Genomic DNA, 26004 nt, shown 5'->3' on the forward strand with positions numbered 1-26004 from the left:
TCACCACGCCCGCGTACCCACCGCGATCGTGTCGCAGCCGGCCAACGCCGCCAACGCACGCAACACGATCGCAAGCCGCCGCTCACCCAAGTTCTCCACCTGCCAGAGCGGCACGAGTCGCGGAAACCCCACCGCCACAACGAGATCCAAGAACGCCCGCTCACTGGTGTCCAGGACAAGAGCCGTACGGTACTGGCCCTCGAACCGCGGCCAGTCCAACGACGCCACCCTCCCCGTATCCACGACGAGGAGGTCACGGACGTCCCCGCGGGCCAACACATCACCCTCATGGATCAGCGCGGCGACCGCCGCCCGCTCACCCGCGTCACGAGTGCGCGCCCACTCCGTCAACCGATCGGTTAGCAAAAGCGCTTTCGATTTCAGCAGGGGCTCAGACTCGCCCTCAGGGTTGTTCGCAGTCTGTTCAACCAGGCCCACGGTGCCACCTTCCCTACTACGCTGAGTTGCCAGCCGTGACTGGAACACGACGATAGGTAGCGCGGACCCACACGCGAAGTGACCCCCAGTACGGATGGTTCAAGGCAGTGCGGCCTGATTTCACGGAAGGAAAGCCCTTCATGCACAGGGCAGCACCAGATACCCCGACTGCCAGTCAGGGACCACCAATGCGAGGCCGGACAGGTGTCATTTCTGGCTACGTCTTCCGACTCATCCGCGAGCAGCTTGGGCATACCCAGGAGACCTTGGCCGAGCAACTTCGCGTCTCAGCAGACTCCATCGCCGGATGGGAGGCAGGACGACGCCCGCTCATGGCCATGTCCGTTGGCCAGATGCTCGTACACCGACACCGCCTCATGCGACTCGGTGCTGCGCCTGCCTTGCTGATGAGCCTTGAGCGAGCGATGGACGCCGACGTCTTGCTAACCAGTTGCCTCGACGGCCAAGTTCCAGCGAACGACAGCCCAATGGGCTCATGGGTCCTCCAACGTGACCTCGTTGAAGTTCTCGCATGGCCCCTCAACGGCGTAACGCCAGATGCTTTGAGGAGCCTGCCCACCCCGCCGAAGCTCCGCCGTGGTCCCACGCCCAACGGACCGGAAGTCCCTGCCGACGGCCGGTCCCGCTTCTTCACCTGTATGCGGAAGACAGCCGAACGGGCCCAAGGGGCAGGGCAGTTTCTTCTGCGTCGACAAGCCCTCTACCTGGCCGGCTACGACAAGCGCAAAGACACCACCGACTGGCTCACGCATCAACAACGCACCCAGCGTCCCGACGGCTGGCTGGAATCATGGCTCAATGAACGCTCCGTCGCCACAGTCTCCGCGCGGCAAGGAGATCGCGACCGGATGTCCCACTTCATCACCCGAACCCTCGGGGATGACGAGAAGACAGAGGCAGCGAACCTGAACTACTGGGCCTACTGAATCGGTGAGGCACCACACGTTCAGCTGTCCGACGACTTCATCGCCGACCCCGTACAAGGGACCTGGCAGGGAAACCGCCTGTACGCACATCTCGTCAAGGGGCTAACTCCTCAACACGGATTCTTCGATCTCAATGTGCATACCTTGTGGGCCCTGCTGTCAATACGCCCCAACCTTCTGCACGTACCGTCCCAAGCAAGCAGTCTCCTGCGCGAACGTCTTCCCGTGATGTTGGATGACCACCAGATCTCGCAACAGACCCGCCGGGAGCTGGACGGCATCCGGTACGCAATCCGCCTTGCCAAGGCGTGAGAGGAGATGGACGTGGCCGATGACCTGTCCCAGGTGGCGCACTTCCTGTTCGAAGCGGGAACGCTGAAGAACGCCCGCCGAACGGGCTGGTGGATGGCCGGGGTGCGGGACCCAGAGAGCGTGGCCGAGCACTCCTGGCGCACCGCCTTGATCGCTTCGGTCATCGCGAAGCTCGAAGGCGCCGACCCCGCCCGTGCCGCTCTCCTGGCCGTCTGGCACGACACGCAGGAGACTCGCACCGGCGACGTCAACCACCTCGGCAAGAGGTACGCGGCACCCGGCGACCCCGAAGCGGTGACGGCCGACCAGACCCGCGGCATGCCCGAACCGCTGGCCACGGCCGTACGCGAACTCGTCACCGAGTACGAGGGCAAGGAAACGCCGGAGGCGGTCTGCGCCCGGGACGCCGACAAGCTGGAGTGCATGCTCCAGGGCATCGAATACCGGGCCCAGGGCCACGAACACGCACAACGCTGGATCGACAACAGCCGCACCCGACTCGTCACCGAGTCCGGAACCCGCCTCGCCGACGAGCTCCTATCCCAAGGTCCATTGGACTGGCTGCACGCCGCCATGGGAGAGAAGGGCTGAGCCTCATCGGCCGCACAGGGTGGGAGCAGCCAGCCCACGCCCCAGGAGCACCCCCGCGTGCGCGGGGAGCAGCTTGCACTAGGTGAGCGCAGAATCGCAAGCCCGGTCCATCCCCGCGTGCGCGGGGAGCAGAGGAGCTGACCTGCGACGTTAGCCGGCCGAGGGGCCGTTTTCATTAACAAGTCGAGAATCCGACCAAACACCCAAAGCAGCTGAAAAGGCGAGCACGGGTTCCACCTGCTGCACTTGTGAATCCTCCCTCTGTCGAGACGCTTCTGCGCAGGGTCAAAGTATGTCGTCTGTCTAGCGGTTGGTGCCCCGTCGGGCATGGTTCTGGGTGCGGCAGGGGCACGGGCAGGGTTGGGGGCGGTCGCGCAGGCGGAGGCGGAGTCGTATGCGGCCTTGGTGGATCTCGGGGCTGGTGGGGGTCCAGAGGTGGCAGGTGTGTTCGGGTAGGCCGAAGATGCGGGCCTTCAGGCAAAGGGCGCAGGGTGTGGTGGTGGAAGTGGAGTGTGGTGCCGGGTCCGGAGTCTGGGTGATGGCCCAGCTAGGTGGCACCGCGGCCACAATGGCCTGGGACTCGGGGCTTCAGAAGCAGGCGCAGGACTACTACCGCATGGCTCTTCGTGCTGCTCACGCCGCGGGAGATCGGGCGTTCGGTGCCAACCTCTTGGCTGGCATGGCACGTCAGATGCTCTACAACCAATGCCCTCAGGACGCTCTCGAACTCGTGCGGCTCGCGCAGAAGGGGGTCGACCGAACGGACGCTCCCCGCCTACGGTCCATGCTTCACACCCGCGAGGCGTGGGCTTACGCAGCGATGGGCCGTGCAAGTGCCTTCCGGCGAGCGACGGAGGAAGCATCTGAATCGCTCACCGAAGCAGGCAACGACGAGCCCTACTGGATTGCGTACTTTGACGCTGCGGAGTTGGCCGGAGTCACCGGAGGGCGCCTACTCGATCTGGCACGCCACGATCCGAGCCGCCACGCGGAAGGCGCAGCCGAGTCGATTCGCACAGCGCTGTCGGAGCGAGGTCCGGAAGTCAGCCGCAGCTACGCCCTCGACCTGATCGGGCTCGCAGAATGCCACTTCCTACTGGGAGACGTAGCCGGTGCCGTCGACCATACGCATCAGGCCGTCGACGCTGCTGCCCGCACACGGTCAAGCCGTGTCCGGGCACAGCTCAGCAACCTCTACCCCTACACCGTCAGCCGGTCCTCATCGTCTACGGTCTCCGAAGTGCGGGCCCGGGTCCGCGAATTGCTGGCGAACTGAGGGAGAGACATGGCGACGATCGCCGTCACGGGGCACATGGACCTGACCGCTGCCAGCGTGCCGTTGGTCCGGGCCGCGCTGGCGGAGACGCTGGCACCGCACGCCGGGGACCTGGTGGGCGTCTCCTGCATCGCCAAGGGCGCCGACTCGCTCTTCGCCGAGGCGGTGCTGGACGCCGGTGGACGTCTGGTCGTGGTGATCCCCTCGCGGGACTACCGCGAACGGAAGGTCCGCCCCGACCACGCAGAGACCTTCGACCGCCTCGTCACCGCAGCCGATGAGGTCATCGTCCTCCCCTACGAGACCGCCGACCGGCACGCGTACGCCACCGCCAACTCCGAACTGCTCCAACGTGCCGACCGGTTGGCGGCCGTGTGGGACGGCGAGCCGCCGTCGGGCAAGGGCGGCGGAACCGCGGACACCGTCCTCGAAGCGCAAGCCGCGGGCATCCCCGTCGACCGCATCTGGCCAACGGGGACAGCCCGGCTCCGATGAATTCGAATCGGTGGCGACCCTACCGGTGGGGTCGCCCAGCGCGAGCGGTTCGGTGGACAGCAGCCCCACGTGCGCGGGGAGCAGCCGTCCGTGATGCGCACCGGCGGCCGGTGGAAGGGTCCATCCCCGCGTGCGCGGGGAGCAGCTTGGCTGCCTTGCGGGCCTCCTCCGCGGCGCGGGTCCAACCCCGCGTGCGCGGGGAGCAGCTCGTCATCGGTTCCACCCTCCGGGCTGTTCGGGGTCCAACCCCGCGTGCGCGGGGAGCAGTGAACTCCTTCAACGGGAGGCGTCGGGGCGGCGGGTCCAACCCCGCGTGCGCGGGGAGCAGAGGAGCTGACCTGCGACGTTAGCCGGCCGAGGGACCGTTTTCATGAAGAAGTCGAGAATCAGACCAATCAGCCAAAGTGGCTGAAAAGGTGGCTGAGAGTTCCAGCTGAGGCACTGTGGATGCTTCTTCTACGCAGAGGCAAAGCTTCGCGTCCGTCCAGCGGTTGGTCCACCGTCGGGCAGCCGTGACGTGTCGGAGGTTACAGGCCCAGGCTCGTGGCGAAGTCCGAGAAGGTGGGGGCGACGATCCGCCATCGGCACGCGCTGGGGTCCGCCCAGAAGTCGCTGCCGACGATGCGCGGGTCCGCGGGGTCGGAGCGGTAGTCGAGGGCCAGGGCGCCGTCGTCACCGGGGTTGCGGGTGATGGCGATCAGCACGGCCCGCTCGGCGTCGAGCCACGGGAGTTCGAGCGGGCCGGCGGTCCTGCTTCCGCGGGCCACGCTGAAGTAGGTGGCATGCGGATCGTCGGCGAGGAGGTCCATCGACTGCGAGGCGAACGTCATCTGTTCCGGGTTGCGCACGAAGGCGAGCGGGTCTTCGAACCACGGGACGGCTTCCGCCAGCGCGGCATCGCCCGGGTGGCGCCAGTGGCCGCGGGCGATGAGGGACGTCAGCCGGGCGGGCAGGGCGAGTCCGCGGACCGTCGAGGGCACCATGGCGCACAGCTTCACACGGGCACGGCACGCCACCGAGACGGACGGGCCCTACCCCGTCGTGCCGTCCAGGAGTTCGCGCAGGATGTCCAGGTGGCCGTTGTGCCGGGCCGTCTCCTCGGTGAGGTGGAGGACGATCCAGCGCAGGTCGACGTGGACGCCGTCGCGCACGGCCCGCTCGGCCCGGCGGTCCAGGTCGTGCGCGGCGACCAGGGCGCGGTAGCGGGCGCTCTGCTCGGCGTACTCGTCCAGCAGCTGGCCGAGGGGGAAGTCGACGGCGATGCGCATCTCGCGGTCGGGGTCCTCGTCGGTCCAGGGGCCCTCGTCCTCCTCGCCGAGGAAGACCACCTGGAACCAGTAGTACTCGACCCAGCGGAGGTGGTTGATCAAGCCGCTCACGGTCATCAGCGGCGAGCCCGGCAACAGCGCCGTGCGGGCGTGCTCCGCGGAGATGCCGTCGCACTTGGCGCGGGCGGTGTCGCGTGCGTAGTCGAGGAACGTGGTGAGCTGGGTGCGCTCGTCCCACGCGGGTGGTGTGTCGTCGATTCTGGTCATCGCGGGAAGCGTCCCTGATCGCCGGGGCGATGTCGAAGCATTTGTCGGCGGGCCCGACCGGGCCGACCCCCCGGTCAGCGGACACCCGGGACCAGGGACCGGCCTGCGCTGGAGGGCCGGCGGCGGGCCCCACCGGCAGGGTGTGCGGGGCGCACCGCACACCCGGGGCGTCGCGGGGACGGTCACCGCACTCGTACAAAGGGTGTGGTCGGGCTGCGTCAAGGGGGAGGGGAGTGACGAATCCGCACGTGAGGCGCCATTCAGCCGCGGAGCGGAACTGCATACGATGGTCCGTGGCGGGCCAACCGGGCCCGCCATCGCCACGACGGCGACAGGGGAGGAAGCCGGTGCGAATCCGGCGCGGTCCCGCCACTGTGTCCCGGCCCCCGCGGGCCGGACGAGCCAGGAACTCCCGCCGTCCGACACCACCCGGGGCGCGGACACCCCGAGGAAGGCCGATGCCGCATGCTGCACTCCCCCGATGAGACCGGCGAAACGGACGGCGCACAGCCCGAGCCGGTCGCGCCCCGCATCCTCCTCCTCTCGACGTCCGACACGGACCTGCTGAGCGCACGCGCGGCGAACCGCACGGGCAACCCCGTCCCCTATGTCTTCGCGAACCCGTCCCGGTTGCCGTTGGGTGATCTGCCGGGGCTGCTGGACGGGGTCGCGCTGGTCGTCGTGCGGCTGCTCGGCGGGGTCCGGGCCTGGCAGGACGGGCTCGACCAGCTGACCGCGACGGGCCTGCCGGTGGTCGTGCTGACCGGTGAACAGGCGCCGGACGCCCAGCTGATGGCGGCGTCCACGGTGCCCGTGGGCATCGCCGCGGAGGCGCACGCGTACCTCGCGCACGGCGGGCCGGCGAACCTGTCGCAGCTGGCCCGGTTCCTGTCGGACACCGTGCTGCTCACCGGTCACGGTTTCGAGCCGCCGGCGCCCGCTCCCGCCTGGGGGCCCTTGGAGCGCACCCCGGTGAGGGCCGAAGCGGACGGCGTGCCGACGGTGGCCGTCCTCTACTACCGGGCGCACCACATGAGCGGCAACACCGCGTTCGTCGCCGCGCTGTGCGAGGCGGTGGAGCACGCGGGCGGCCGGCCGCTGCCGCTGTACGTGGCGTCGCTGCGCAGCCCCGAGCCCGAGTTGTTGGACGCCCTGCGCGCGGCGGACGTCATCGTGACGACGGTGCTCGCCGCGGGCGGTACCCGGCCGGCCGAGGCGTCGGCGGGCGGCGACGACGAGTCCTGGGACGCGGGCGCGCTGACCGGGCTGGACGTGCCGGTGCTCCAGGCGCTGTGTCTGACCTCGTCGCGGGCCGACTGGGAGGCCAACGACGAGGGCGTTTCCCCGTTGGACGCGGCCAGCCAGATCGCGGTGCCGGAGTTCGACGGCCGGCTGATCACCGTCCCGTTCTCGTTCAAGGAGATCGACGAGGACGGGTTGCCCGCCTACGCCGCCGACCCGGAGCGGGCGGCGCGGGTCGCGGGGATCGCGGTGCGGCACGCGCGGCTGCGGTACATCCCGGCCGCGGAGAAGCGGATCGCGTTGGTGCTGTCGGCGTATCCGACGAAGCACGCCCGGATCGGCAACGCGGTCGGGCTGGACACGCCGGCCAGTGCGGTGGCGCTGTTGCGGCGGCTGCGCGCGGAGGGGTACGAGTTCGGGCCCGTGGAGGACATCCCGGGGCTGGTGTCGGGCGACGGCGACGAGTTGATCCGGGCGCTGATCGACGCGGGCGGCCACGACCAGGACTGGTTGACTGAGGAGCAGTTGGCGGCGAACCCGGTGCGCATTCCGGCGGCCGACTACCGTCGCTGGTTCGCGACGCTGCCCGAGGAGCTGCGGTCGGCGGTGGAGCAGCACTGGGGCCCGGCGCCCGGTGAGATGTTCGTGGACCGCACCCACAACCCGGAGGGTGACATCGTGCTCGCGGCGCTGCGCCGCGAGAACCTGCTGATCGTGATCCAGCCGCCGCGGGGCTTCGGCGAGAACCCGATCGCGATCTACCACGACCCGGACCTGCCGCCCTCGCACCACTACCTGGCGGCGTACCGGTGGATCGCGGCGTCCCGCGAGGACGGCGGCTTCGGCGCCGATGCGATGGTGCACCTGGGCAAGCACGGCAACCTGGAGTGGCTGCCCGGCAAGAACGCGGGTCTTTCCGCGGCGTGCGCGCCCGATGCGGCGCTCGGTGACCTGCCGTTGGTGTACCCGTTCCTGGTGAACGACCCGGGTGAGGGCACCCAGGCCAAGCGCCGGGTGCACGCGACGCTGATCGACCACCTGGTGCCGCCGATGGCCCGCGCCGACTCGTACGGGGACATCGCGCGGCTGGAGCAGCTGCTCGACGAGTACGCGCAGATCTCGTCGATGGACCCGGCGAAGCTGCCGGCGATCCGGGCGCAGATCTGGACGTTGATCCAGGCGGCCCGGCTCGACCACGACCTGGGCCTGGAGGACCGCCCCGACGACGACGGCTTCGACGACTTCCTGCTGCACGTCGACGGGTGGCTGTGCGAGGTCAAGGACGCGCAGATCCGGGACGGTCTGCACGTGCTGGGGGCGCCGCCGGCGGCCGGGGACCGGGTGAACCTGGTGCTGGCGATCCTGCGGGCCCGGCAGATCTGGGGCGGCACCACCGCGCTGCCGGGGCTGCGGGAGGCGCTGGGCCTGGACGAGTCGGCGGCGACCCGCACCGGGGCCGACGCGGCGGAGGAGGCGGCGCGGGCGCTGGTCGAGGCGATGGAGGCGGCCGACTGGGACCCGGCGGCGGTCGCGGTGGTGGCCGCCGACCACGGGCCGGACGTGGCCCGGGTGTTGGACTTCGCGGCGCACGAGGTGGTGCCGCGGCTCAACGCCACGCACCAGGAACTCGACCACGCGGTGCACGCGTTGAACGGCGGGTTCGTGCCGGCGGGGCCCTCGGGTTCGCCGTTGCGCGGTCTGGTGAACGTGCTGCCGACGGGCCGCAACTTCTACTCCGTCGACCCGAAGGCCGTGCCGTCCCGGCTGGCCTGGGAGACCGGTCAGGCCCTCGCCGACTCGCTGTTGGCCCGCTACCGCGAGGACAACGGCGACTGGCCCACGTCGGTGGGTCTGTCCCTGTGGGGGACGAGCGCGATGCGCACCGCGGGCGACGACGTGGCGGAGGCGCTGGCGCTGCTCGGGGTGCGTCCGGTGTGGGACGACGCCTCGCGCCGGGTCACCGGGGTGGAGGCGGTGCCGGCCGAGGAGCTGGGGCGGCCCCGCGTCGATGTGACGCTGCGCATCTCGGGCTTCTTCCGGGACGCGTTCCCGCACGTCATCGGCTTGTTGGACGATGCGGTGCGGCTGGTCGCGGACCTCGACGAGGCGGACGAGACCAACTACGTGCGGGCGCACGTGAAGGCGGACCTCGCGGCGCACGGTGACGAGCGCCGGGCCACCACCCGCATCTTCGGTTCCCGCCCGGGCACGTACGGGGCGGGGCTGCTCCAGCTGATCGACTCGCGGGACTGGCGCACCGATGCGGACCTCGCCGAGGTGTACACGGTGTGGGGCGGTTACGCGTACGGGCGCGAGTTGGACGGTCGGCCGGCGCGGGAGGAGATGGAGACCGCGTACAAGCGGATCGCGGTCGCGGCGAAGAACACGGACACCCGTGAGCACGACATCGCCGACTCGGACGACTACTTCCAGTACCACGGGGGCATGGTGGCGACCGTGCGGGCGCTGCGCGGTACGGCGCCCGAGGCGTACATCGGTGACTCGACCCGGCCGGAGACGGTGCGCACCCGCACCCTGGTCGAGGAGACCTCGCGGGTGTTCCGGGCCCGGGTGGTCAACCCGAAGTGGATCGAGGCGATGCGCCGCCACGGATACAAGGGCGCGTTCGAGCTGGCGGCGACGGTCGACTACCTCTTCGGTTACGACGCCACGACCGGGGTGATCGCGGACTGGATGTACGACAAGCTCACGCAGGCGTACGTCCTCGACCCGGAGAACCGTGCCTTCCTCCAGGAGGCCAACCCCTGGGCGTTGCACGGCATCACGGAGCGGCTGTTGGAGGCCGAGTCGCGGGGGCTGTGGGCGAAGCCCGACCCGGCGACGTTGGACGCGCTGCGCCAGGTGTTCCTGGAGACGGAGGGCGATCTGGAAGGCGGCGCGGGCGGCGCCGAGGGCGCCGAGGACTGAGTGGCCCCGGCCCGGGGGTGCGGTGCGTGCGCCGCGCCCCCGGGCCTTCCGGGTGGTTCAGCCGGCCGTGCGGGTCATGGTGGACGCGTAGCCGCCGCCCCCGGGGTAGGTCCAGGCGCCGCTGACGGTGTCGCCTCCGGCGTTGAAGGTGCCCCGGTAGTGGGCGGGCGAGCCCTTCTCGCCGGCCCAGATGACCAGGGTGTCGTCCTCGATCTCGTAGAGGTAGTCGAAGGTGTTGCCCGCGCTGTCGTAGTAGCGGGAGTGGACGTGCTCGCTGGGCTCCTCGGCGCCGAACGGCTTCAGCCGGCCGATGACCTCGATGCCGGTGACGGCCTGCCCGTACTGGGTGAGGTCGATGTCCTGGACGAGGAACTGCTCGCCGGGCAGCCAGCGGTAGGTGACGGTGCCCTCGGCGCCGCCGGTGACGTTCCAGGTGCCGAGCAGTCGGTCGAAGTTCTTCATGCTCATGATGGGGTTCCTCTTTCGCGGAGTCGTGTCGGCGCTGCGTCGTTGCGCGGGACGCCCCTATGACGGGTGCCGCCGCGGAAAAGGAATCGGTCGGCGCGCTGTGACCTGGGTCACGGCACGCCGGTCGGAGTGACGCGGAGCCCGCGGGAGCTACAGGATCGGGGACAGGCCCAGTGCGGGCAGGACCTCCGGGCCGAAGGTGGTGATCTCGGCGACCAGCCCGTCCTCGATCCGCAGCACGTCGATGTTGACCGCGCGGTACTCGGTGTCCCCGGGTTCGCGGACGTAGTTCACGGCCGCGGGCTGCCGGTTGACGGTGACCTCCACGGTCCGCCACTCGCCCCACCGGTCCGGGCCCTGGAGCACCGGCCGCCACAGGTCGAGGATCGCGGTGCGGCCCTCGTAGACGCGGGCCACCGGCGGCATGGTCTGGCGGGCGTCCTCCCGTAGCAGGGCGGTCAGTTCCGTCAGGTCGGCGTTCTGCGAGGCGGTCACGTAGCGGCGCAGGGTGGCCCGTTCCGCGGCGCTCGGTGCGGTCGCCGGGCCCCAGTCGGCGCGGCGCGGCGGGAGGTGGGTGCGCAGGGTGGCGCGGGCCCGCTGGAGTGCGCTCTTGACCGCGGCGACGGTGACCTCCAGGGTCCTCGCCGTCTCGTCCGCCGGGAAGCCGAGCACGTCCCGCAGGATGAGTACGGCCCGCTGGCGCGGCGGGAGGTGCTGGATCGCCGCGAGGTACGCCAGCTCGATGGTCTCCCGGGCGATCGTCCCGTCCAGCAGGGAGTCGGGGTACGGCTCCAGCCAGCGCACCTCGGCGATGGCGGAGGTGGCGGTGGCGACCTCGCGGGACCGGGCCGGGCCGCCGAGGAAGTCCAGGCAGACGCGGGTCGCGATGCGGTAGAGCCAGGGGCGCAGCCGCGCGGGGTCGTCCAGGGACTCCCGCGCCCGCCAGGCGCGGATCAACGTCTCCTGGACGAGGTCCTCGGCGTCCGTGTACGAGCCGACCATCCGGTAGCAGTGGACGCGTAGTTCCCCGCGGTGCCGTTCCGCGCGCGCGGACAGGTCCTCGGCCGCCTCCGTCGCGACCGGCTTCGTCGCGACCGGCTTCGTCGCGACCGGCTTCGTCTCGTCCGCCTTCGCCTCGTCCGGCTTCGTGTCGTCCGTCATCGGGCGAGGTTAACCGTCCCGGTGGCGGTGGGCGCGGCGCCCGTTCCTCCCGGCGGGCCAGGGGAACGGGCGCCGCGTTGCTCACCGCGCGGGCAGCTCCGCCGGCCGGCGGGCCCGCACGCTCAGCACCGGGGCGGTGGTCACGAGCGGTCCCGGTCGGCGCGGTGGACGGCGGCCAGCACCGCGCGGGCCGCCGCGACCAGCGGATCGGGGTCGCGGCCGGCGCCCCAGTGCGGCACGCCGTCCACCCGGCAGGCGGCGTAGGCGGCGTGCCCACCGCCTTCCACGGGGTGCCCGGTGTGGGCCAGGAGTTCGACGGGGACGTCCGCGGCGCGCAGGGCCTCGACGACCGCGGACTGCGGGGCGTCCCCGTGGCCGGAGTGCTCCCGGCCGTCGATGCGCAGGGTGCAGCCGCACCGGCCGCTGCCGGCGCCCGGTGCGTCCGCCGTCACGGTGACGAGGGCGTGGGCGCCCTGCTGGCCTTCCTGGTCCTCCTGGCCCTCCTGGCCGGGGGCGACGTAGGTGGTGTGGAAGAGGTCGCCCAACTCGGCCGGAGACAGCTCCCGGCCGCTGTCGTCGGTGCGCAGCTGCACCGCGCGGGCGAAGTCGGGGCGCAGGTCCGCGGGGAGGTCGAGTCCGTGGTGGACGCGCAGCAGGTGCGCGACCCCGCCCTTGCCGGACTGCGAGTTGATGCGGATGACCGCCTCGTAGGTGCGCCCGATGTCCGCCGGGTCGACCGGCAGGTACGGCACCGACCAGGGCGCCGCGGTCTCCGGGACGCCCAACTCGGCGGCCCGTTTGGCGTGGTGGGCCAGGCCCTTCGCGATGGCGTCCTGGTGGGTGCCGGAGAACGCCGTGTGCACCAGGTCGCCGGCGTAGGGGTGGCGGTCGGGCACGGGGAGCCGGTTGCAGTACTCGACCACCTCGCGCACCGCGTCGATGTCGGACAGGTCGAGCATCGGGTCCACGCCCTGGGTGTACAGGTTGAGGGCGAGGGTCATCAGGTCGACGTTCCCGGTGCGCTCGCCGTTGCCGAACAGGCAGCCCTCGACGCGCTGGGCGCCGGCCAACAGGGCGAGTTCGGCGCAGGCGACGCCGGTGCCGCGGTCGTTGTGCGGGTGCACCGACAGGATGACGTGCTCGCGGCGGGCGAGGTGGCGGTCCGCGTAGGCGATCTGGTCCGCGTAGACGTTGGGCGTCGCGATCTCGACCGTGGCCGGCAGGTTGTGCACCACGGGCCGGTCCCCGCTCGCCTCCCACAGGTCGGTGAGGCCGTTGCACACCTCCAGGACGAAGTCCGGTTCGGTGAGGTTGAAGACCTCCGGGGAGAACTCGAAGCGGATGTCCGCGCCCGGCCGTTCCTCCGCCCGGCGCAGCAGATGGGTGGCGGCTTCCCGGACCAGTGCGTGCACCTCGGCCCGGGAACGGCCCAGCACCACGTCCCGCCAGGTGGGCGCCGTCGCGGTGTAGAGGTGCACCAGGGTGCGGGGCAGCCCTTCGACGGAGTCGAGGGTCCGGTCGATGAGGTCGCGGCGGGCGGCGGTGAACACGGAGACGGTGACGTCGTCGGGGACGGCGTCCGCCTCGACGAGGTGGCGGACGAAGTCGAAGTCGGTGCGGCTCGCGGAGGGGTAGCCGACCTCGATCTCCTTGAAGCCCATGGTGACCAGCAGGTCGAACAGGCGGCGCTTGCGGGCGGTGTCCATCGGTTCGGCCAGTGCCTGGTTGCCGTCGCGCAGGTCGACCGGCACCCACAGCGGGGCGCGTTCGATGCGGCGCGTCGGCCAGGACCGGTCGACCGGGGGCAGCGGGACCCGTTGGTGCGCGGGACGGTAGCGCTGGTACGGCATGCTGCTCGGGCGCTGGGGGTTCCAGTGCGGTGCGTGGTCCGGGAGTTCACCGGACGGGGTGTGCAGGGTGGGGAACACGGTGGTGGGGACGGCGGATGCCATCGGAGCGTCCTTCGGTCGGTCGTCCGTGGACCGGCAGCCCGAAGCCCCGCTGCGGGGTGCCGGTCGCGTCAGACCCCGCAGCGGCGACCGAGAAGGAGCAGCCCGTGTGCCAGCATGCGGAGCACCTTAACCACCCCTCAGGTCCTCAGACAACTTGAGAGGGCATCGAATGGAGCGTGAACTCACCATGAACCTACACGCGTTGCGACCGTCCTCGCTGGTCGAGCAGGCCACCGAGCGGCTGCGCGAGCACATCGCCGACGGCACCTGGACGGTCGGCTCCAAGCTCCCCGGGGAGCTGGCCCTGGCCGAGGCCCTCGGGGTGGGTCGCTCGACCGTCCGGGAGGCGTTGCGCGCCCTGGCCTGCGCCGGGCTGGTCCGCGCCCGCCAGGGCTCCGGGGTCTTCGTCCTCGCGACCGCCTCCCCCGAACAGTGGTCGGCCCGACTGCGCCGGGCCGCCGTGACGGACGTCTACGAGGTCCGCATGATCGTCGAGGTGGAGGCCGCCCGGATCGCCGCCCGGCGCCGCACGGACGACGACGTGGCCGCCCTGCACACCGCCCTGACCGCCCGCCGGGCCTGCGCGCCCGACGACCACGCCGCGTTCGTCACGGCCGACATCGCGCTGCACGGGGCGGTGGTCGCCGCGGCCCACAACCCGGTGCTGAGCGATCTGTTCGCCGAGTTCGTGCCGGTGCTGCGCCGGGGGCTGCTCGACCTGGTGGACGTACTGGACCTCCGGGCGGACGACCCCGACCACGGCGACGCGGCACACGCCCGGTTGGTCGCCGCGGTCGAGCGGGGCGACGAGGCTGCGGCCGGGCGGGTGCTGCGGAAGGAACTCACGGACACGCTGGCGCTGTTGCGCTCGCTGTGAGCCGCGCGCCGGCGGTTCGCGCTGGGCGCCCGTGTGCTGGTGCGCGCCCGGCGGTGCGTGAAACGATGCGGACCTGAGCAGGAGGGGGACGACGATTCAGTCGGTGCTGGGCAACATCGTGATCGGGCTGGTGACCAGCTTCCTGGGCGGTGCCCTGGTCTGGTTGTGGGAACGGGCGAAACGGACCCGCGCGGTGAACAAGCGGGCCGCGTTCTTCGGGGTCCGCCCCGGGCAGAGTTGCCTGATCGTGCTGGGCAACAAGCACGGCTCGCCCCAGACCGCGACCTACCGGGACGTCGAGGCCGCCATGGCGCTGGCGCTGTTGGCCGGCGAGTTGGACTGCAAGGTGGTCCTGGAGGCCGGGAGCTTCCGGGGCAGCAACGGTGACCGCACCGAGTTCTGCGTGGGCGGCCCCACCGGGGGCGCCAACCTGCGCACGGGCGGCCATCTGGCCGCCCATCTGCCCGGAGTGACCCTCCACCCCTACGACCCCGGGCATCCGGACTCGGTGGCCATCGAGGTGGGCGGGGAGAAGTACCCGTTCGACAAGAACAACCGGGAGTTCGTGCTCGTCGCCAAGTTCCAGCCGGTGGAGTCCGAGTGCCCGGTGTTCGTGGTGTCGGGCCAGACGTCCACGGCCAATCTGGCCGCGGTCCACTTCCTGCGGCGCGAGTACGAGCGGGTGGCCGAGCGGCTGTCGTCGGTGGAACGGTTCTGCCTGGTGATCAAGGTCTCCGGCATCGGGACCTACGGGTTCTCCCGCGCCGAACTGGAACGGGACGTCACCACGGCCGCGTTCACGGGGTGAGCCGCCGCCCCGCTCGGGGACGGCGGCCCGAAGCCAGGGTCGGGCTCAGAAGTCGAACGTGATGTCGGAGAAGTCCCGGCCCTGGACGACCGGGAGGGCTCACCGGTAGCGGATGACCCGCACCCCGCACTCCCGCAGCCCCTCAAGACCGCTGAACGTCCGCGCCGAACCGTCCACCAGACCCACGGCGCCCTCCGCGGTGCGGAACCCGGTCAACAGCACACCGGTCGACGGGCGGCCCCGCCCGTCCAGCCGGCGCACCCACACCAGCGCCCGACCGCCCGGCGGCAGCGCCGTCAGGGACGCGACCGCCTCGGTCGCCGTCGCGTGCTCCGTCACCGCGAGCACCCCGCCCAGCTCCGCGAGCGTGGGCACGAACCAGGCCGCCCGCCCCGGCTGCGGCACCGTGCCCGCCGGACCGCCCCGGTCCCAGGTGGCGAAGTGCCCCCACGGATCGGAGTTCGGCAACAGGAACGGCTCCTCGGCGTCCTTCGGCACCACCACCGCCGCGTCGACCATCGACTCCCGCCAGTCCCCGGTGCGCAGGGACGACGTGGTGTCGCAGGCGAACAGCCAGCCGCGGGCCGTCTCGTCCGCCGGATCGGGCGCCACCAGTTCCACCGGCTCCGACCAGGACGCGCGCACCCACTCCTCGGCCTTGCGGCGGGCCGCCCCGAAGTCGGGCGCGGGCGCCGCGCCGGACCCCGCCGGACGCACCCGCGCGAACGTCAACTCCCTTACGCCGAGGGTGTCCAGGCGGCCGAGGCCGCCCGTCATGCCGTCCAGGAAGACGACGTTCCCGCCGTCGTTGAGCACGTACAGCAGGTGCCCGCTGGCCTCCGCGCCGCCGGTCTCGCGCCGTACCCAGACCACGCCCCGGGTGCCGGGCCCGGGCTCCTTCGCCCGGCGCACGACCTCGTCCCAGTCGGCGCAGCGCAGCGCCTCGGCACCCGGGAAGTAGCGGCGCAGCAGCAGGTTCCACCAGCCGGGCGCCTCGTGCACCGGCTGCCACGGCAGGGGTGTCGACGGGGCGCCGCCGGTCACCTGCGCGGCGACCGTGACCACACAGCCCCGGGCGTTCAACCGCCGTGCGCGTGCCGCTGGTTGCTGTGCCTGCGGGGGGCCGGGGTAGCCGGCGGCGTCCCCGAACGGGTCGTCGGACGCGGGGTGGAACGGCTCGCCCCCGTCCTTCGGCACCACCACCGAGGAGGCCAGCATCGGGGTGCTCGGGTAGCCGGGCTGGGGGACCGTGCGGCAGCTGAACATCCAGGTGCGGGCGTCCTGCGCGACGGGGTGCGGGGCGGCGAGCTCCACGAGGTCGCCGTAGGTGCGGTGCAGCCAGTGCCGGGCGGCGCCGGACGGGTCCACGGCGTTCATCGCGCGCCTCCGCTCGCCGGCCACTCGCCTGCGGCGAGCTTCTCCAGGTAGTCCGGGACGGGGATGTTCGTGGGAGGGAACTCCGGCTCCGAGCCGTCGTCGGGGACGAGGAGGATCTTCATCATGGGGCCCACCCACGGCTGTCCGCTGTCCAGGGCCTCCTGTGAATCGAACCGCACCGCCCAACCCGCGTGGTACCGGTACGACCCGTCGGGCAGAACGACGATCGTCCATCCCGAGGAGTCGTCGGCATAGGCCGCGTCCAGGAACTGGCGTGCCGCCTGGAGGGCTTCTTCCTTGCTCAACATGAGGTGTCCGTCCTGCGCTACTACTTGTACGGGATGTGGGCAATCATCGTGGTCCCCTTCTCCAACATGGCGAGGCCACCGCTCTGGCCGTCCAGGAAGACCACTCCGTCCGGTGTCTTCACCGCGTTGAACACGTGGGCCGAGCTCTCCCGGCCGATGTAGACCACGCTACGTGCACCGTCCCCTCGCGCATTCAGGTCCCGGATGATGTCGTCGTAGCTCTTCACCTGGGTGAACGACTCGGGGCCGACGCCCAGTTCCTTGAAGGGAATGTCACCGGGCTTCGGCCGGGGCGCCGCGCTGACTTCGACGCCGTCGAGGCGCCGGTCCACCGTCACCACGTTGAACGTGCAGTTCTGCGTGTAGCCGGGCTGGTTCGTGTTGTTGAGGTCCCGCAGCCAGGGGAACTGTGCGTCGAGGTACTTCTGCGCGGTGGCGGGGTCCACGGAGTCGGCGTGGATCGCCTTCTCCTTGACCGTGTCGGTCGCCTTCGCGAGGTCCCCCCACGAGGGCGTCGCCGGCGTCGCCTTCGCCGCGTCCGCGACGTCGTCCGCGACCCGGGCCGTGGTGCGGACCGCGCCCAGGCCCTTCGTGCCGAGCAGCTCCGGGATCAGCCGGCCGAACCCCTCGCTGGGGTCCTCCTTGAAGCTGTCCCACAGCGCCCCGGGGATGCGCTGCGGGTTCGCCGCGGCGGACACCACCCCGGCCAGGGTGGTGGCGACGTTCTGCCCGTACTGCGCGGGGTGCGTGAGGTTATAGAGGTCCAGGGGGTTAAGACCACGTACGAAGTTGACGGCCCCCGCGGCGCCCTTCAGCACGCCGCCCGCGACATGGGTCACCTCGATCGCCTGCCCCACGGCGTGGTCGGCGACGTTCAGCACCATCCGGTCCGTGGGCGGCGGCTCGGCCGGGGCGTGCTCCAGCGCGTCCTGGAGGACGCGTTGCGCCTCGCGCGCCGCCTCGTCGCGTTGCCGACGGGCCTCCCGGAGCAGGTCGTGGGCCTGGCTCCGGTCGGCGGCCCCGGGGTCGGTGAAGGGCGGCGGTACGGGCCCGGGGTCCCGGTCGGCGGTGACGGCGGCGTTGTACGCGTCGACCTTGGTGTTGTGCGCCTCGATCGCGTCCTGGGACGCCTTCTTGCCGGTCCGGTACAGCTCGATCGCCCGCTGGGCCTGGTCCTGCGCCCACTGGACCACGTCCGCGTAGCGGGTCAGGGCGAGGCCCGCCCCCTCGAACGCGTCGGCGGCCCGCAGCCAGTCGGCCGGGTGCATCGCGAACTCCGCCCGGAACGCGTCGGCCGCCTCGCCCTTCCAGCGGTCCGAGCCGAGCCCGCGCATCCCGTCGCCGACCCGGTTGAAGGCGCCCCGGAAGTCGGCGAGGTGGCGCGCGGTGCTCCGGATGTCACCGGGCTTGCCGTGGACCAGCTCGTTCGCCTCCTCGGTCTCGCCGAGCCGCTGCTCGCGGACCGAGGCCCCGAGCTCGGACGCGAGGTCGTCGCCGAAGTCCTCGACGGTGTCCGCGAGGTCCTGGGCGCCGACGTGGTCCAGGCCGTCGCCGATGCGGTCGGTGGTCCAGTCGACGCCCTCGCCGACCGCCTTCTTCCCCGCGTCGATGCCGTCCTCGATGTGGCCCAGGCCCTTGTCCGCGAGGTCCTTGAGGCCGCCGAGGTCGATGTCGGGTCCCCAGCCCATCAGCCGTCACCTTCCCGGGGCGCCGGCTCGGTCGCGCGGTCCACCGCGCCCTGCACCTCGTCGCGCACGCCGACCGCGTCCAACAGTTGGTTCTGGAGCAGGTGATCGGCGCCGAAGACCTCGCGCGTGGCGCCCTTCCACGCCTCCTGCGAGGCGTGCCGCGCGTCCTCGAAGGACTCGCGGCTGTAGTCGGCGTCCCGGACGTGGGTGTACGGGTTGCTGGACAGCACCTCGCCCCAGTCCTTGCCGGTGATCTCGTCCTCGGTGGCGTACGGGTTGCCGATGCCCGCGTTCACCACCACCTTCAAGCTGCCCTGCACGTACTGGTCCACCTCGTGCAGCACGCCCGCGGACAGTCCGACGTCGGCGGCGAACTCGTTGCCCTGTTGCACGAGTCCGCGCACCCCCCACTCCCAGCGTTCGCAGAAGTCCTCCAGGGTGGAGCTGAGACCGTCGTGGCCGGTCTGGAGTCCGGTCAGGGCCAGGTCCGAGAAGCCACGGCCGGTGCTGGCCCGGCCGACCATCCCGAGTTCGTTCAACTCCCCCAGGGTGTCGGTGATGCCCTGCGCGATCTGTCCCAACGCCGCCTTGGACGACGCCAGGTCAACGTGATCGGTCATGCGGGTGCCCCTCCGTGGTGCAGGTGCGGTGGTGTGCGGGGCGGATCGGGGTGCGCGGAGTCGAGGGCGGCGCCGTCCGGGACGATGCCCCGCACCGGTGGCAGGACCCAGCCGTCCGGCCCGGCCGCGTTGAGTGCCACCCCGCACGGGAACCCGGCCGCCGGCACCACCTCGTCCAGCAGCCGGAACCCGTACGTCCTGCGGTACGGCCAGTCGCGCGTCTCCTCGCCGCGGGCCACCGCGAACCGGCCGAGCGCCTCCTCGTCGGTGAACGCGCAGATCCAGGCCAGCCCGCCGAAGGCGAGGGTCAGCGGATCGCCGTCCCCGTCGAGCGGGACGAGCACCAGCGACTCGCGGAACCCGGCGATGCGCTCCAGCGCCGCGATCCGGGCGGTGTCCGACGACACCCGTGTCGGGGCGCCGGCAACGGACGCGGGCGCACGTGTTGTTGACGATCCCTCAGCTGTGGTTCGTGGGGCGGACTGCGGTGCCGGGGGCCCGCTTCCCGGCACCGCCGGTGCGTCCGCGTTGCGTTCGGCGGTCCGTGCGCGGCGGGCTGCCGCTTCCTTCAACTGCCGCCACTCCTCGTGGAAATCCACCTGGACTCCTCGTGCCTCTCACGCGCTCCGCGCGTCAGTCGGGACCGAACCTACCCGGTGGGCCGCTGCGACCAACGGGTCAGTGACTCGGGGGCGCCCACGGGCGTTGTAGTAGCTCGTGAGGACACCGGAGGTTCGCACCGGCGGCGACGGCCCGTTCGGAGCGGGGCCGCCACGACCGCGGGAGGCACCGTGCGCACGGCACAGCACTGGATCGACGCCCTCGGCCTGGAGGCCCATGTGGAGGGCGGGTACTTCCGACGGACCTTCCAAGCGGACCACCGCCCCCGGGTCCCCACGTCCGGGGGCTACCGCTACACCCTGACCGCCATCCACTACCTCCTCACCCACGGGTCGCCGATCGGCCACTGGAACCGGAACCGGTCCGACATCCTCCACTTCCACCAGCACGGCGAACCCGTCACCTACCACCTGCTCCACCCCGACGGCCGACACAGCACCGCCGTCCTGGGCCAGGACCTCCGACGGGGCCACACCCTCACCCTCGCCGTGCCCGGGGGCGTGTGGAAGGCGTGCCACCTCACCGCCGGCGACCACGCCCTCATGAGCGAGGCCGTCGCCCCCGGATTCGACTACGCCGACATGACCCTCGGCCGGCCCGGGGAACTCGTGGCCCGCTTCCCCGACCACACCGACCTCGTCCACCGGTACTGCCGCCCGGACCGTCCGCGGGAGCAGCCGCGCCCCGGACCGAGTGGCAAGCTTGAAGCATGAACGATGCTGCCCCGGCGCCCGCCCCCGAGCCCACCGCCGCCCCGGCCCCCGTGCCCCGCCGCCGTGCCCGGGTCCGCGCCCCCGAGCTGGTCGGCGCCGGTGGCTGGCTCAACACGGGCGGCAAGGCCCTCACCCTGGCCGACCTGCGGGGTCGCATCGTGATCCTCGACTTCTGGACCTTCTGCTGTGTGAACTGCCTGCACGTGCTGGACGAGCTGCGGGAGCTGGAGGAGCGGCACCGGGACACGGTGGTGATCGTCGGGGTGCACTCGCCGAAGTTCGCGCACGAGGCCGAGCACGCGGCCGTCGTGGACGCCGTGGAGCGGTACGGGGTGGAGCACCCGGTGCTGGACGATCCGGAGCTGGTCACCTGGAAGCAGTACGCCGTGCGGGCCTGGCCGACGCTGGTGGTGATCGACCCCGAGGGGTACGTCGTCGCGCAGCACGCGGGCGAGGGGCATGCGCACGCGCTGGCCCGGCTGGTGGCGGAGTTGGAGGCGGAGCACGGGGCGAAGGGCACCCTGCGGCGCGGTGACGGCCCGTACGTGGCGCCCGAGCCGGTGGCGACGGACCTGCGTTTCCCGGGCAAGGCGCTGCTGTTGCCGTCCGGCGGGTTCCTGGTGTCGGACACCACCCGGCACCGGCTGGTGGAGCTGGCGGCGGACGGTGAGACCGTGGTGCGGCGGATCGGCTCCGGGCAGCGGGGTCTGGTCGACGGGCCCGCCGAGGTGGCCGCGTTCAGCGAACCGCAGGGGCTGGCGGCGCTGCCGGACGGTTCGGTGGTCGTCGCGGACACGGTGAACCACGCGGTGCGCCGTTTCGACCCGGCGACCGGTGCGGTGACCACCCTCGCGGGCACCGGGCGGCAGTGGTGGCAGGGCTCGCCCACCGGCGGTCCGGCGCGGGAGGTGGACCTCTCCTCGCCGTGGGACGTGGCGTACTTCGACGACCGGGTGTGGATCGCGATGGCGGGCGTCCACCAGTTGTGGACGTTCGACCCGGTGGCGGGCACGGTCGCGGTGGCGGCCGGGACCACCAACGAGGGCCTGGTGGACGGGCCGGCCGCCGAGGCGTGGTTCGCGCAGCCGTCCGGGCTGGCGGCGGGCGCCGACCGGCTGTGGGTGGCGGACGCGGAGACGAGCGCCCTGCGGTGGATCACCGCGGACGGCACGGTGGGCACCGCCGTGGGCACCGGGCTGTTCGACTTCGGGCACCGGGACGGTCCGGCGGCCGAGGCGCTGTTGCAGCACCCGCTGGGCGTGACCGTGCTGCCGGACGGTTCGGTCGCGGTGAGCGACACGTACAACCACGCGCTGCGCCGCTACGATCCGGCGACCGGTGCGGTGACCACCCTGGCGACCGATCTGCGGGAGCCCTCGGACGCGGTGGTGGTGGACGGGGACGTCGTCGTCGTGGAGTCGGCGCGGCACCGGCTGACCCGGCTGCGGCTGCCCGAGGAGGCGGTGCGGGTGGAGTCGGTGGCGCACCGCACCCGGCGGGAGCCGACCGAGGTGGCGCCGGGGGCGTTCCGGTTGGACGTGGTGTTCCGGGCGCCGGCGGGGCAGAAGTTGGACACCCGGTACGGTCCGTCGACGCGGCTGCTGGTGTCCTCGACGCCGCCGGAGCTGTTGCGGGCGGGCGCCGGCGCCGGTACGGAGCTGTCCCGTGCGCTGGAGTGGGACCCGGCGGTGCCGGAAGGGGTGCTGCACGTGTCGGCGATGGCGGCGTCCTGCGACGACGACCCGGCGAACGCGTATCCGGCGTGCCACGTCCACCAGCAGGACTGGGGGGTCCCGGTCCGGCTGGTGGCGGGCGGCGCGGGGCGGTTGCCGCTGGTGCTGGCGGGCCTCGACGAGGAGACGGCCGCCGGTTAGCGGGGCCGTCCGGTCAGCGGTGGTCCCGTTCGCTGTCGACGACCGTGGTGGTGCCGCCGGGCACCACCACGCGACGGCGGCGGGCGATGCTCGTGAAGGCGACCGCGCCGATGAAGCCCACCGCCATCAGGATGAGTCCGACGACGTCGAGGTCGACGCCCTGCGCCTCCCAGTCCGTCGCGAAGGTGAGGATGGCCCCCACCGCGATGAACACGATGCATCCGCTCAGTCCCATGGATCTCGCCTCCCGCTCGGCTGTGCCCGTCAGTACGGCAGTTCCGTTCGGGCAGCGGGTACCCGGGGCGGGGGCGACCATGCGGACGGGTCCGCCGCCGGGCGGTCCGGGCGGGGTCGTGGGTCAGCCGGTGAGGAAGGCGACCAGGGCGTTGGCCAGTTGGTGCGGGTCGTCGGCGGCGCACAGTTCGCGGGCGCTGTGCATGGAGAGGATGGCCACGCCGATGTCGACGGTCTTGATGCCGTGCCGGGCCGCGGTGATCGGGCCGATGGTGGTGCCGCAGGGCATCGCGTTGTTCGAGACGAAGGTCTGGAACGGGACGCCGGCCTTCTCGCAGGCGGCGGCGAACACGGCGCGGCCGGAGCCGTCGGTGGCGTAGCGGTTGTTGACGTTGACCTTGAGGATCGGTCCGCCGCCGGCGCGCGGGTGGTGCGTTGGATCGTGCCGCTCGGCGTAGTTGGGGTGCACGGCGTGGCCGGTGTCGGAGGACAGGCACACCGTCGCGGCGAGGGCGCGGGCCCGGTCCTCGACGGAGCCGCCGCGTGCGTACACGCTGCGTTCCAGGCAGGAGCCGAGCAGCGGGCCGTCGGCGCCGGTGTCGGACTGGGAGCCGTTCTCCTCGTGGTCGAACGCGGCGAGGACGGGGATGTAGGGGAGGTCCTCGGTGGCCGCGGCGGCGGCGAGGGCGGCGACCCCGGCGTGGACGGAGAGCAGGTTGTCCATCCGGGGGCCGGCGACGAGTTCCTTGTCCCGGCCGAGGTAGGCGGGGGCCTCGACGGGGTGGGTCATCAGGTCCCAGCCGGTGACCGAGTCCGGGGCGAGGTCGTACTCGTCCTCCAGGAAGTGGATGAGGTCGCCCTCGTGGGCGTCGCCGAAGCCCCAGACGGGCTGCATGTGGCGCTGCGGGTCGAGCTTGAGGCCCTCGGGGGTGACCTTGCGGTCGAGGTGGATCGCGAGCTGCGGTACGCGGGCGAGCGGGCGGTCGACGTTCACGAGTCGGTGGGTGCCGTCGCGCAGCGAGAGGCGGCCGGCGATGCCGAGGTCGCGGTCGAGCCAGGAGTTGAGCAGGGGGCCGCCGTAGATCTCGACCGCGAGTTGCCGCCAGCCGTGCGCGGAGCTGTCGGGCTGGGGCTTGATGCGCAGGTTGGGGGAGTCGGTGTGGGCGCCGACGATGCGGTACGGGGTGTGGGGGGAGGCCGCCTCGGGGACGTACCAGGCGATGATCGCGCCACCGCGCAGGACGTACTTCCCGCCCGCTGTTCCGTCCCAGGCGTCGGTTTCGGCGAGTTGCCGGAATCCGGCCTTCTCCAGCCGCTCGGCGGCGTTCGCCACGGCGTGGTAGGGGGAGGGGCCGGCCGCGAGGAACGTCATCAGATCGTCGGTGTGGCCGCGGTCGAAGCGGGGGGGTTGGCTCATGGGTTCACCTTAACGACGACCGGGGGCCCGCTCCCGTGGGTGGGAGCGGGCCTCAGCTGAAATGTACATGCCTTTGGCAGATGCCGACGGTACCGATCCTCCGGGGGCCGGTCGAGACGGCATCGCGTCCGGAAACGCGCGCGGCCGGAGGTCAGAACGCCGCTTCGTCGAGGTCCATCAGCCCGAGGTCGACGCCCTCGGCCATCCGGCGCTCCGCACCCACGCCGGGCAGGACGTTCGCCGCGAAGAACCGGGCCGCCGCGATCTTGCCGGTGTAGAAGGCGCGGTCCTTGGCGGACGCCGACTCCCGCTTCTCGGCGGCGACCGCGGCCCCGCGCAGCAGCAGGTAGCCGATGACCACGTCGCCCGAGGCGAGCAGCAGCCGGGTGGTGTTGAGGCCGACCTTGTAGATGGAGCGGACGTCCTGCTCGGTGGCCGCGAGGTCGGTCAGCATCACGCCGACGATCGCTTCGAGGTCGGCCGCCGCCCGGGCCAGCTGCTCCCGGGCCCCCGCCAGCTCCTCGCCGCCGGAGCCGATGGCGAGGAACTTCTTGATCTCCTCGGCGAGGGAGTTCAGTGCGGCGCCCTGGTTGCGGACGATCTTCCGGAAGAAGTAGTCCTGGCCCTGGATCGCGGTGGTGCCCTCGTAGAGGGTGTCGATCTTGGCGTCCCGGATGTACTGCTCGACCGGGTACTCCTGGAGGTAGCCGGAGCCGCCGAGGGTCTGGAGCGACTGGGCGAGCTGCTCGTACGCCTTCTCGGAGCCGTAGCCCTTGACGATGGGCAGCAGCAGGTCGTTCAGCGCGTGCTCGTGCGCGGCGTCCTCGCCGGCCGCCTCCTTGGCGACGATGGCGTCCTGGACGCTCGCGGTGTGCAGCACCAGCGCGCGCATGCCCTCCGCGTACGCCTTCTGCGTCATCAGCGAGCGGCGCACGTCGGGGTGGTGGGTGATGGTGACCTTGGGGGCGGTCTTGTCCATGAAGTGGGCCAGGTCGGTGCCCTGGACGCGCTCCTTGGCGTACTCCAGGGCGTTGAGGTAGCCGGTGGAGAGGGTGGAGATCGCCTTGGTGCCGACCATCATCCGCGCGAACTCGATGATGCGGAACATCTGGCGGATGCCGTCGTGCTTGTCGCCGATCAGCCAGCCCTTGGCGGGGTGCCGGTCGCCGAAGGTGACCTCGCAGGTGTTGGACGCCTTGAGGCCCATCTTGTGCTCGACGTTGGTGGCGTACACGCCGTTGCGCTCGCCGAGTTCCCCGGTCTCGAAGTCGAAGAGGAACTTCGGGACGAGGAAGAGGGACAGGCCCTTGGTGCCGGGTCCCGCGCCCTCGGGGCGGGCGAGGACGTAGTGGAGGATGTTCTCCTCCAGGTCGTGCTCGCCCGAGGTGATGAACCGCTTCACGCCGTCGACGTGCCAGGAGCCGTCCTCCTGCTGCACGGCCTTGGCCCGGCCGGCGCCCACGTCGGAGCCCGCGTCGGGCTCGGTGAGGACCATGGTGGAGCCCCAGGTGCGCTCGACCGCGATCTCCGCGATCCGCTGCTGCTGGGGGGTGCCCTCCTCGAAGAGGATGCGGGCGAACGCCGGGCCGGAGGAGTACATCCAGATGGCCGGGTTGGCTCCCAGGACCAGTTCGGCGTACGCCCAGATGAGGCTGGCGGGCGCGGTGGTGCCGCCGATCTCCTCGGGGATGCCGAGGCGCCAGTACTCGGAGTCCATGAACGTCCGGTACGACTTCTTGAAGGACGCGGGCAGGGGGGCGGCGCCGGTCTCCGGGTCGAACACGGGCGGGTTGCGGTCGGCGTCGGCGTACGACTCGGCCAGCTCGTTCTCGGCGAGGCGGGCGATCTCGGCGAGGACGCTGCGGGCCGTCTCCACGTCCATCTCGGCGAACGGTCCGGTTCCGTAGATCTTGTCGCGCCCGAGCACCTCGAAGAGGTTGAACTCGATGTCGCGGAGATTCGACTTGTAGTGCCCCATGGCGACGGCTCCGTAGGTAGCTCGGGTATGACACACGTACTGACGAGTAGCGGGTATCTACGATGATGCTACCCATGGGTAATAACGGCAACCCCCGACCGGTCGACGTCTCGGAAACCCTCCGCGGCCGGGCCGTACCGGACG

At 71.7% G+C, this 26004-nt stretch carries 22 protein-coding genes, 1 pseudogene, 1 CRISPR repeat array and 1 riboswitch; of the genes and pseudogenes, 9 read left to right on the forward strand and 14 right to left on the reverse strand.

The genetic code is table 11. From position 1 onward, the window contains the following. Entirely contained in the window at positions 1-438 is a 438-nt protein-coding gene (locus ACFWIA_RS08375) for a hypothetical protein (protein ID WP_387001677.1), read from the reverse strand. 188 nt (positions 439-626) lie between these two features. On the opposite strand from ACFWIA_RS08375, the pseudogene ACFWIA_RS08380 reads away from it, so the two are divergent. From ACFWIA_RS08380 to ACFWIA_RS08395, 4 genes and pseudogenes are all read left to right on the forward strand, one after another. Continuing rightward, positions 627-1697: pseudogene (locus ACFWIA_RS08380) on the forward strand (helix-turn-helix domain-containing protein). 12 nt (positions 1698-1709) lie between these two features. Further along, positions 1710-2288 carry an HD family hydrolase gene (locus tag ACFWIA_RS08385; protein ID WP_387001679.1) on the forward strand — a complete coding sequence of 193 codons (579 nt, stop codon included), beginning with the start codon at positions 1710-1712 and terminating at the stop codon, positions 2286-2288. Between the two features lie 538 nt (positions 2289-2826). Continuing rightward, positions 2827-3564: a hypothetical protein gene (locus ACFWIA_RS08390; protein WP_387001680.1), complete on the forward strand. Its 738-nt coding sequence runs from the start codon at positions 2827-2829 to the stop codon at positions 3562-3564. Positions 3565-3573: 9 nt separating this feature from the next. Then, entirely contained in the window at positions 3574-4059 is a 486-nt protein-coding gene (locus ACFWIA_RS08395; protein WP_387001682.1) for a hypothetical protein, read from the forward strand. A gap of 63 nt (positions 4060-4122) precedes the next feature. Continuing rightward, a CRISPR array of direct repeats spans positions 4123-4387; the repeat unit is 21 nt; unit sequence CCCCGCGTGCGCGGGGAGCAG. 199 nt (positions 4388-4586) lie between these two features. Here the strand turns inward: ACFWIA_RS08395 and ACFWIA_RS08400 are convergent. Continuing rightward, positions 4587-5042 (reverse strand): hypothetical protein, encoded by a 456-nt coding sequence (locus tag ACFWIA_RS08400; protein ID WP_387001684.1) that lies wholly within the window; start codon positions 5040-5042, stop codon positions 4587-4589. A gap of 48 nt (positions 5043-5090) precedes the next feature. Further along, a complete protein-coding gene (locus ACFWIA_RS08405; protein WP_387001686.1) occupies positions 5091-5594 on the reverse strand; it encodes a DinB family protein in 504 nt (167 codons plus the stop codon). Positions 5595-5931: 337 nt separating this feature from the next. Beyond that, positions 5932-6006, forward strand: a riboswitch (cobalamin riboswitch). Between the two features lie 53 nt (positions 6007-6059). Between ACFWIA_RS08405 and cobN the strand changes: the two genes are divergently transcribed. Beyond that, positions 6060-9764, forward strand: coding sequence for a cobaltochelatase subunit CobN (gene cobN / locus ACFWIA_RS08410; RefSeq protein ID WP_387001688.1), 3705 nt, complete (start codon positions 6060-6062; stop codon positions 9762-9764). 57 nt (positions 9765-9821) lie between these two features. Here cobN and ACFWIA_RS08415 read toward each other — a convergent pair whose 3' ends face one another. The 3 genes from ACFWIA_RS08415 to ACFWIA_RS08425 form a co-directional block, all read right to left on the reverse strand. Next, a complete protein-coding gene (locus tag ACFWIA_RS08415) occupies positions 9822-10232 on the reverse strand; it encodes a hypothetical protein (protein ID WP_387001690.1) in 411 nt (136 codons plus the stop codon). Between the two features lie 150 nt (positions 10233-10382). Then, on the reverse strand, positions 10383-11393 hold the full coding sequence (locus ACFWIA_RS08420) for an RNA polymerase subunit sigma-70 (protein WP_387001691.1): 1011 nt from the start codon (positions 11391-11393) through the stop codon (positions 10383-10385). Between the two features lie 140 nt (positions 11394-11533). After that, a complete protein-coding gene (locus ACFWIA_RS08425) occupies positions 11534-13345 on the reverse strand; it encodes a 2-isopropylmalate synthase (protein WP_387001692.1) in 1812 nt (603 codons plus the stop codon). A gap of 187 nt (positions 13346-13532) precedes the next feature. On the opposite strand from ACFWIA_RS08425, the gene ACFWIA_RS08430 reads away from it, so the two are divergent. Both ACFWIA_RS08430 and ACFWIA_RS08435 read left to right on the forward strand, forming a co-directional pair. After that, the gene (locus ACFWIA_RS08430; protein WP_387001694.1) at positions 13533-14222 is read left to right on the forward strand and encodes a FadR/GntR family transcriptional regulator; all 690 of its coding nucleotides are present in this window, start codon (positions 13533-13535) and stop codon (positions 14220-14222) included. 103 nt (positions 14223-14325) lie between these two features. Next, complete coding sequence (locus tag ACFWIA_RS08435) at positions 14326-15030, forward strand: hypothetical protein (RefSeq protein WP_387001697.1); 705 nt, start codon at positions 14326-14328, stop codon at positions 15028-15030. 99 nt (positions 15031-15129) lie between these two features. On the opposite strand, the gene ACFWIA_RS08440 is transcribed toward ACFWIA_RS08435, so the two are convergent. The 5 genes from ACFWIA_RS08440 to ACFWIA_RS08460 are packed head-to-tail and all read right to left on the reverse strand — an operon-like array spanning position 15130 to position 19430. Further along, a complete protein-coding gene (locus tag ACFWIA_RS08440; RefSeq protein ID WP_387001699.1) occupies positions 15130-16407 on the reverse strand; it encodes a YrhB domain-containing protein in 1278 nt (425 codons plus the stop codon). Then, positions 16404-16715: a YrhB domain-containing protein gene (locus tag ACFWIA_RS08445; RefSeq protein WP_387001701.1), complete on the reverse strand. Its 312-nt coding sequence runs from the start codon at positions 16713-16715 to the stop codon at positions 16404-16406. Before ACFWIA_RS08445 ends, ACFWIA_RS08440 begins: the two co-directional genes overlap by 4 nt. A gap of 20 nt (positions 16716-16735) precedes the next feature. Continuing rightward, positions 16736-18403: a putative T7SS-secreted protein gene (locus ACFWIA_RS08450; RefSeq protein ID WP_387001702.1), complete on the reverse strand. Its 1668-nt coding sequence runs from the start codon at positions 18401-18403 to the stop codon at positions 16736-16738. Beyond that, positions 18403-19023 (reverse strand): hypothetical protein, encoded by a 621-nt coding sequence (locus ACFWIA_RS08455; protein ID WP_387001703.1) that lies wholly within the window; start codon positions 19021-19023, stop codon positions 18403-18405. Before ACFWIA_RS08455 ends, ACFWIA_RS08450 begins: the two co-directional genes overlap by 1 nt. Beyond that, complete coding sequence (locus ACFWIA_RS08460) at positions 19020-19430, reverse strand: SseB family protein (protein ID WP_387001705.1); 411 nt, start codon at positions 19428-19430, stop codon at positions 19020-19022. The genes ACFWIA_RS08455 and ACFWIA_RS08460 overlap by 4 nt, the downstream gene beginning before the upstream one ends. 384 nt (positions 19431-19814) lie before the next feature. Here ACFWIA_RS08460 and ACFWIA_RS08465 point away from each other — a divergent pair, with 384 nt between their 5' ends. Together ACFWIA_RS08465 and ACFWIA_RS08470 are read left to right on the forward strand one after the other, a co-directional pair. Beyond that, positions 19815-20357: a cupin domain-containing protein gene (locus tag ACFWIA_RS08465; RefSeq protein ID WP_387001708.1), complete on the forward strand. Its 543-nt coding sequence runs from the start codon at positions 19815-19817 to the stop codon at positions 20355-20357. Further along, positions 20354-22231 (forward strand): NHL domain-containing thioredoxin family protein, encoded by a 1878-nt coding sequence (locus ACFWIA_RS08470; RefSeq protein WP_387001711.1) that lies wholly within the window; start codon positions 20354-20356, stop codon positions 22229-22231. Before ACFWIA_RS08465 ends, ACFWIA_RS08470 begins: the two co-directional genes overlap by 4 nt. A 13-nt stretch (positions 22232-22244) precedes the next feature. On the opposite strand, the gene ACFWIA_RS08475 is transcribed toward ACFWIA_RS08470, so the two are convergent. From ACFWIA_RS08475 to ACFWIA_RS08485, 3 genes are all read right to left on the reverse strand, one after another. Continuing rightward, complete coding sequence (locus ACFWIA_RS08475) at positions 22245-22466, reverse strand: DUF6458 family protein (protein ID WP_387001713.1); 222 nt, start codon at positions 22464-22466, stop codon at positions 22245-22247. Positions 22467-22589: 123 nt separating this feature from the next. Continuing rightward, positions 22590-23882, reverse strand: a complete 1293-nt coding sequence (locus tag ACFWIA_RS08480; protein ID WP_387001715.1) for a M18 family aminopeptidase — start codon at positions 23880-23882, stop codon at positions 22590-22592. A gap of 151 nt (positions 23883-24033) precedes the next feature. Then, positions 24034-25860 carry an acyl-CoA dehydrogenase gene (locus ACFWIA_RS08485; protein WP_387001717.1) on the reverse strand — a complete coding sequence of 609 codons (1827 nt, stop codon included), beginning with the start codon at positions 25858-25860 and terminating at the stop codon, positions 24034-24036. Between the last annotated feature and the right edge of the window lie 144 nt (positions 25861-26004).

Source organism: Streptomyces sp. NPDC127068, from assembly GCF_042724695.1.
Classification (GTDB): Bacteria; Actinomycetota; Actinomycetes; order Streptomycetales; family Streptomycetaceae; genus Streptomyces.